This is a genomic window from Macrococcus equi (assembly GCF_047426745.1).
Lineage (GTDB): Bacteria > Bacillota > Bacilli > Staphylococcales > Staphylococcaceae > Macrococcoides > Macrococcoides equi.
Map to the genome: position 1 here is coordinate 1 of NZ_CP179733.1, position 8,206 is coordinate 8,206.

8 protein-coding genes are annotated in these 8,206 nt (G+C 27.9%); 3 read left to right on the top strand and 5 right to left on the bottom strand.

All coding sequences use genetic code 11. From position 1 onward, the window contains the following. The first annotated feature begins 1,751 nt into the window (after positions 1 to 1,751). Positions 1,752 to 2,339: a hypothetical protein gene (locus ACMGE6_RS12460; protein WP_414054872.1), complete on the top strand. Its 588-nt coding sequence runs from the start codon at positions 1,752 to 1,754 to the stop codon at positions 2,337 to 2,339. Between the two features lie 233 nt (positions 2,340 to 2,572). Here ACMGE6_RS12460 and ACMGE6_RS12465 read toward each other — a convergent pair whose 3' ends face one another. Further along, positions 2,573 to 3,223, bottom strand: coding sequence for a hypothetical protein (locus tag ACMGE6_RS12465; RefSeq protein WP_414054873.1), 651 nt, complete (start codon positions 3,221 to 3,223; stop codon positions 2,573 to 2,575). A 461-nt stretch (positions 3,224 to 3,684) separates the two neighbouring features. Beyond that, positions 3,685 to 3,870, bottom strand: coding sequence for a hypothetical protein (locus ACMGE6_RS12470; RefSeq protein ID WP_414054874.1), 186 nt, complete (start codon positions 3,868 to 3,870; stop codon positions 3,685 to 3,687). A 190-nt stretch (positions 3,871 to 4,060) separates the two neighbouring features. On the opposite strand from ACMGE6_RS12470, the gene ACMGE6_RS12475 reads away from it, so the two are divergent. Further along, a complete protein-coding gene (locus ACMGE6_RS12475) occupies positions 4,061 to 4,675 on the top strand; it encodes a recombinase family protein (protein ID WP_414054875.1) in 615 nt (204 codons plus the stop codon). A gap of 135 nt (positions 4,676 to 4,810) precedes the next feature. Beyond that, entirely contained in the window at positions 4,811 to 5,002 is a 192-nt protein-coding gene (locus ACMGE6_RS12480) for a hypothetical protein (protein ID WP_414054868.1), read from the top strand. Positions 5,003 to 5,096: 94 nt separating this feature from the next. Here ACMGE6_RS12480 and ACMGE6_RS12485 read toward each other — a convergent pair whose 3' ends face one another. The 3 genes from ACMGE6_RS12485 to ACMGE6_RS12495 all read right to left on the bottom strand — a co-directional run bounded on the left by ACMGE6_RS12485 (position 5,097) and on the right by ACMGE6_RS12495 (position 8,015). Next, a complete protein-coding gene (locus ACMGE6_RS12485) occupies positions 5,097 to 5,618 on the bottom strand; it encodes an HNH endonuclease (RefSeq protein ID WP_414054869.1) in 522 nt (173 codons plus the stop codon). Between the two features lie 2 nt (positions 5,619 to 5,620). Next, positions 5,621 to 6,661 (bottom strand): hypothetical protein, encoded by a 1,041-nt coding sequence (locus ACMGE6_RS12490; RefSeq protein ID WP_414054870.1) that lies wholly within the window; start codon positions 6,659 to 6,661, stop codon positions 5,621 to 5,623. Positions 6,662 to 7,262: 601 nt separating this feature from the next. Next, complete coding sequence (locus ACMGE6_RS12495; RefSeq protein WP_414054871.1) at positions 7,263 to 8,015, bottom strand: replication initiation protein; 753 nt, start codon at positions 8,013 to 8,015, stop codon at positions 7,263 to 7,265. Between the last annotated feature and the right edge of the window lie 191 nt (positions 8,016 to 8,206).

Below are 8,206 nucleotides of genomic sequence, written 5' to 3' on the forward strand. Positions count from 1 at the left end.
AGTTCTTGTATCGCTTGTGGCTCTAATAGTACCAGCACCCTAAAAGGTTTTTAAAAAGTTTTTAAAAGAATATTTAAAAGTATTTATTTAAAAGGACATCAATAATCATTTAAAGTTATCCACATTTTTTACTTATGACAATATTTTCTATTCGCAAAATGTCGTTTAATTAAATTTACAAAATAAAAAAGCACTCATCATTGAGTACTTTTAAATTCTTTCAACTCTTTCAGATTTTTAATAGCGGTTGTAATCACAATCACATTAGCTATTTTTAATATTAAATTTGTATCTACAATGAATGAGAAGAGTAAACATATTGTAGCGATTATTAATAAAACTGTGTACATTATTTTCAAAGTTTTTCTATCTAACATTTGCGACACCTCTTTTTTTAATTTGATTATACAATAAATAAAGTGCGTACGCTCACACAACTGATGTATGCAAAATCACTACATTACAACACTTTCAATCTAATACTAGCCCCCGATTATTTTTGCAAAAACTCATTCAATCTTTCTGATCCATCTATAAAAGTCTAATCAATCCCCCTGTAATCCGCTTCATTTGCTCATATTTAGCTCATATTAAACAGTTTAATCAATCACGACTTTTGTATCACATTAATTATTATCGACGCTCTATGACGCTCTATATTCAAATAAATGCTATGTCTGTAGATGACTGTAGTCTATTTATTAATGCTGATAGTGTAAATCATGAATAAATCACTTGAAATTGCTCTATCTCATCACATTTAATAAACTACTGATTATTTAGTACATTTCTTAATTTCTGCTGATTTTAGCCCTATTTTTAGATAATCTATTTCACTATGAAACGATAAGAAGTGGGGTTTTACAAAGGTTTTTGACGTGTGTAAAATTAAATTATTACTAAAATCTTAGACTTTGGGAAATATTTCCTGTATCTAAAGTTACTGATTTCTAGTGATTTAATACAGTTAAATATTCAGAAAATTCATAATTTAATAATAATTTGCATGACAGTAAATATTTTCTTAACTGTTTAAAATTCTTAACTAAATAGCCCCTTTTCCATTGGAATCTGTTAAAAATATTAGAAAATCAAAAATTGAAATTCAAAATCGAAAATATGAAAAATAAAAACCCGAATTTTTAAGGGATAAATTTTAAGAAAACTAAAATAAAACAGATATTTTATCACTAGGAAAATTTATATCGTATTCTTGCAAAATCATGGGCTATTTGCGACTTCTCTATCTAATTAGACACATTGTAAGGCTTTGACTCTTACAGTCGCTCTATAGCTCTCTAAATCGCTTATATGCTATCAATTTATTTAATATGCTTAATGATTTATTTATCTTTGTGATCCATTCTTAATGTGCTTTACTCTGTGCTGATATATTTAACTATTAATTAATCTGTTTAATCACTTCTTCATGTACTCAATCAATTATTAGCTTTATTTACACATAGTACTCATTGAATACACGTCTTTTATATGCATGTGATACTTTACTACTGCTTACGCTTGTTGCTCTTTAGTTGTCTTGTGCTTCATCAGTCGTCATACAATCGTTACATTATCACGTTATATAATGCGTTATATGATGTTATATAACGTGATATAGTTGTGATATATGATAAATAAACTCTTTAATATCAAGTGAAATAGTCTGTTATACAATCATCATAATGTAACGTTATAAGATATGATATAATGCGTTATATAACGTCATAGAGATGTGAAAGGGTGTCATAATGAATACAGATGATTTAATAACAGTTGTTTCATTAGCTAATAAATTAAACGTTGCTAAACAAACTATCTTCTATCATTGCAACAAGTTAGATATTGAGGCACAGAAGATAGAGAACGTATCTTATTTAACTCATGCTGAAGCTGAAGCAATAACACAACGTATTAATAAGAATAAGAAAGATGTAAGCGACAATATTAATAAAAGTGCTGAACGTGTTCACATAGATACTAATCAAGATGTTTCTACTGCTGATCCTCAAGCTAATCTTGTTGATGTGCTACTTGAACAGTTAAAAGTAAAAGATGAACAGATTAAACAGTTAAACAATACACTTGATGAACAACAACGCTTATTAAGTCAACAACAGTCGCTACAATTGCAATCCAACGATAAAATAAAGGCTCTTGAAATAGAATTACAGGAAGTCAAAGAAGATACAAAACAAGATACTACAGATGTACCTGTTAAAGCTGAAGCTGATAGAAGTAATAGAGATAATAAAGTCGATAATTTTTATAGGGACTTAAGAGAAGATAGAAATAACAAACAATCACAATCATTTTTAAGTCGATTGTTTAAAAGATAAAAAAGACTGAAATTAATCAGTCTTCTTCTTATTTACGTATTTTTTTAAAAATGGCAACAATATTATCTAAAAATATACTGAAAATAGAAATCATTAAAAATACAACAGGATTGATATGCTCATTAATAAACAAATAAAAAGCAATTATTATCAAGATTGTTGATATAATTTTTGGAATTAAAGAATTGTTTTTCATAAATTAATCACCTGAAATCTTTAATTATTATTGTTAATTATTGCCAATGAACATTAGAAAACGCAGGGATACCACGAGTTAATTTTGGTAAATCAGTTACTTTTATATCAAATCTAATTCCACCTTTTGCTGCAAGACCACTCGCTACCCCAAGTGTTGAAATAACTTTTGATACAAAAGGCTCTGGAAACCAAATACCACCAATTGCAATACCACCACTAATATATTGAAGAGTATCACGACTTAGATAAACTCTAACATATCCCCAATTAAAATCAACCTTTGTAACACCATTTTTGTATTTAACAGCTCTATTTACAAAAGGTGAAGTCTGATTATTGTTTATGTTATCATTTGTTACTGTTGGTTCAGAAATAATATTAATACCAACTTTTAATTTGCTTACTGCTAATTGATTATTTGCATAATCTAAAAAAGATTGTAATTTTTGTTTTTCAAAAGTATTTAATTCATCACCATTACTATTAATAAAGAATTTATTATTAACAGTATCCTCAGAAACATATTTATCGTATTTTAATATATCTTGTTGTGTTGGTGTCACTTCATTAGCATTTTGAGTAGGTGAAGTAGCGGCTTCAATTTGTTTTGGAGCAGAAAATGATCCTATTCCTGTGGCAATCATTGTACTTGCTAAAATAACTTTAGTGAACGAATTATTTTTCATATTTTCAACATCTCCCAATAATAAATTTTTTGGTGCAATTCCATTTTAAGACTTAAATACTAAAAATGGAATTGCGGTAAATACTAGTAAATTAATAGTTTGATATTTAATCTAAATAAATTGAAAATTTGTGAAAACTTGTAAAATCAATAATTGTAAATATATGCATTTTAAAGGTAATTAATGTCAATGTATTTTCAGTGACAATATTATGAATTTTTAGTTTTAATTATTGAAGCTGATCCATTGTGATTGACTTTTTTATTTTTATCTAATTTTACGAATTTTTCTATTAGATGATGTGCTATTGCTATCTATTTAAAATCTTTATCTTTTATGCTGAATTAGTCGGGGGAATGTAACACAATGTCAATTATGTTACTTATAAATATAGTTTTAGTGGCTTATTTAATAATATTTTAAAAGAGTACTCATTTAATTATGAATACTCTTTTAAAATATTATTCTTTCTCAGATAATTTTCTAACTTCTTCTAAATCTTTATCAGAAACTTTAAACGTTACTTCACCTGTTTCTAAATCAAGCACTGCTTTTACAGGTACACCTTTATTTAAAAATATTCCTTTTTTAATATCCAATTGTAGTGGTAAAGTACCGTAAGTCATTGTATTAAATTCTCTTTTCATAATTTTCCATCCTTTCTAATTTTATTTATTCACCTATATTTTAACAGATATAAATGTTTATAAATAATATTATTAAAATGTATGATAAGGGTACACCAATTTCATACATTAAATTTATACGAGATTAATGCTTTACAAGTGTATGATTAGGGTGTATGATATAAATATATTAATAAATGAGGTGGATCACATGAAAGTTGGTTATGCCCGTGTATCATCAACAAGTCAAAACTTAGATAGACAAATTGAAGTATTAAAAGAAAATGGTTGTGAAAAAATCTTTGTTGAAAAAATGAGTGGTGCAACTATTAAAGATAGAACTGAATTTAATAACATGCTTTCATTTGTACGTGAAAAAGATACTATCGTAATTGAGGCTTTGGATCGCTTTGGTAGAAATTACGAAGATGTAATTAAAACTATCAATAAGCTAAAAGAAAAGAAAGTTAAATTAATCATCACCTCACTTCCAATCATGCAAGAAATGATAGGTAATGAGTTGCTAGACAAGTTTATGAAAGACTTAATCATACAAATATTAGCTATGATTAGTGAGCAAGAACGGGCTGAAAGCAAAAGACGTCAGGCTCAGGGAATAGCAAACACCAAAGCTAAAAATCCTAGTGCTTATAAAGGTAAGCCTTTTGAATATTCTTCTAATGCACGTGATCCAAAGAAAAGAATTGTCTATCAAAACGTTATTAATCAGTTGCGTAACAATGAAGCTATTTCTAAAATCGCTAAAGAAAATGGAATTACACGACAAACAGTCTATTCAATTAAAAAACGTGCTGAATTAGTTTAATAACCGTCTGACATTACGATTTTAAGCACTTGAAATTAATCATCATGCATAATCACTCACAAACACGCTGAAAATCTTATCTGTAGCACCAATGCACCACAAAAATAAATATAAATTTAAAGGGGAATTATCAATATGACTATGAACACTAACACTAAAGAAGATTTAAAGAAAGAACTGCATGAAATTTACGATAAATTTGTAGGTATTGAATATGATTTTAATGAGTTGAAAAGAGAATATGACCAACTTCAATCTGATAAGGAAGACATGGAGAAGTTTATTAAATCTAAAGGTTTAGAAGATGAATTTCATGAGTTTTATTAATTAAAAGGAGAAAGCCCCAATGACATGGCAAAGGTCAAAAGGGGCTTTTATATTATGTAATTAGCACGAACTTATGTATTTATTTATATGGTTGTTACTTATGTAAAATTGGCATTTTCTCAAGTATCATGTTTCCATAGTCGCTCAACATCATTGTAGTAACTTCATAATCATCAGTATCTAAATACAATTCAAGGTTATTTAACTGTTGAATACTTACTATAACTTTAACATCATCATGATTTTTAATTTTTCTGTGTTTATGATTATCTGCATTTGTACACATTTCTAAGTTATCCAAACGATTATTCAATTTATTACCATCTATGTGATTTACTTGTAGATGTTCTGCGTAATCTTCTAGGTACGCTTTTGCTACAAGTCTTTGAACGCGTTTATTTTTACCTTTGATATGCACACGATAGTAACCTCTATTGCTGATTGTTGACTTTAATAAGTGTACTTGTTTAGTTTTTTTATGCTGACTATAGATGTCCCCGTGAACTGAAGCATAAAATATTTTCTGCTTACTTTCTTCTACTTTTCTAGCATGATCCAATGCTAATAATAAATTTAATCTTTTTTGTAATTGCTCTTGTGTTAGTAATTGTGTCATATTTAATTCAATTCCTCATTTTCTTCGTTATTTTGTTTAAATTCTAATATGTTGCCCTCTGCCTTTTCGATTGCACTTACTAAATTTCTGTATCTGCTAGATTGTTCATCACTTGAATACGTGTATTTTGGATTGATTACAATAGCTTCATTTGTATATTTATATCGCTGACCGTACGCTTGTAGCGATTCATTATATTTATAAATTAAGTGTTTGCCTGTAGTCTGTTTTGCTATTTCGTTCAATTCTTTAAAATATGTAACTAATGAATTTTCTGAAATATGTAATCTTTCTGCTAACATCTTCTGACTAATCGCTTCATATCGTTCATTCACTTCATCATATTCAGATAGGACAAGCATGTTGTTACTCGCTGAACGATTGTATTCTATTGCTATCTTATCAATCAATCTAATGTAGGGCGTGATACACATTAATAGCCCCAACAGTTTCACTTTGCTTATAGATATGTCATTCAATGCGTAATAGATTTCTCTGATAGATTTATTGTAGAAACGATATAGCCCTACTTCTTTTTTTCGTTTGGTACGTGTGTCTATCGATCCGCGAATTATGTATTTGTCTGTGAAATAATACTGACTTTTCTTTTTATCAAAAAATAATATTTTCTGATTTATGTATTTATTAATCGTACTTTTAGTTGTTCTGCTAGATAATTTTAAAATCTTACTAAAATCTTTGTATTGAAGCGGTCTACAATTATCTAACTGTAAGTACATTCGATTACTATTGTTATGATAACTTGCATATGTAAATAACATCATTAGACGTCCTAATTCAATCATATTGAGATTAAATTTTTTCTGAATATCTGCTTCATGGTATGATTTTAAATTGAAAAAAGTTATTCCGTCTGGGTTCCGTTCTTTGTGTGTAAGATTGTCATATTTACTTAACGTGTATGTTCCTTTGATTGCTTCGATTTTAATATTTCTTGGATTAATTTCACCTGTGTCTAAATCTGTCGCTCTAATTTCTTTAATATATGATACTTCTCTAGCCGATGAATTTATAACAATCATCTTCCTTTCTATTTTTTAATAAGATTATTCGGTGTTAAAACATCCACTTCACTTCGTTTCGTTCCTTGATTTCAACACCGTGTGCTCACTTCGTTGCGCAATTATTTTTAAAACTGTACTTTAATAATACTGAATAATTAATATTGAACTTGACGTATATTATGTGTGACACTATAGGAGCAAATCATGAAATATCGACGATTTCTAAGGAAATTTTTAGGGAAAAATCGAATTATTGATTGACACTAGTTTGGGACTGCCCCTATATTTTTGACGCTAGTTTGGGATTGACTATGTATTATTGCAAATCAGAAGTAACAAGGCTTTGAGTAGAAGAGGTAACTTAATAATATCTTGTTTTTATTTTTTAGTAACTAATTTTCTAATACAAGTCATTACGTTAAAAGTTTACATAATAAATATATGCGATACTTTTAGAAAATTATTTTGCTTGAAGAGGAGATGACTTCATCATATTGTATTGTATACTGACAACAAAAGAGACACTTTTTTTAAAAATGTCTACTTGATCTAAATAAAATATTGCTTTTGAAAATAAAAAACACTCAACAAAATTAATTGTTAAGTGCCGATGATTATATTAAAAGCCCCACATTTCCTTACTTTTCTCTTGTGTCAATTGTTCAATAACTTCAATTTCTTTTTTCTTTTTCTGTTTGTGATCCTCTTTATTGAATGTAAATTCTAGTCCAACAACTTTACGCCCTTTTTTAACTTTTTCTATTTTTAAATTACTGAAGCTTTCAGATAAATCACGCTCAATGTATTTTAATACTCGTTTATCAATATCACTCATTTGATAACTTTTAGGTATATCTAAACGCTCTCTAAAATCTTCAATAGAAATCTTAAATAGTCCTGTACCTCTAAATTGTTTCAGTAATCTAAACATATTTTTAGCATAACTTGTTTTAATATTAGTTAATTCTTTCAATTCAAAGCGTGTAAAGTTGCCTGTAAGATTATTCAAGATATGTTCTAAATCTTTATTTAAACTGATCTCAACGTATTTTTCATTCTCATCAATGACAAAATGCGGAAACAATATAAAGTATTCTCGTCTTTTATTTTCTGTCTTTGTGTATCTCAATGTTTGCATTTTCTTATAAACATGCTCTAAATCGTTAATAAATCGCTCCTGTGCATTGTTTACATGATAATTGCTAAGAGATTTTAAATCATGAAAATCATATCTTACTTTTCGTGTTCCTTTATCTTTCATTTTTGTACAGATAGCAAAAAATAAATCTATTTCAATAGCGTTAAAATCTTTTAAAGGTACTAAATTCATATCATTTTGATACTTTGTGACATATCTATTATCATTATTCATCTTCTGACCTCATATAACGTTTTTTTCATTATCTCAAAGTAAACTCTATTAATCAAGGTCAATAAAAATGTTTGACCTTACAAACTCGCAAAATGTCCTTTTTAAACTCGCAAAATGTCCTTTAATTATTCGCAATTTGACCTTACAAACTCGCAAAATGTCCTTTTTAAACTCGCAAAATGTCCTTTAAT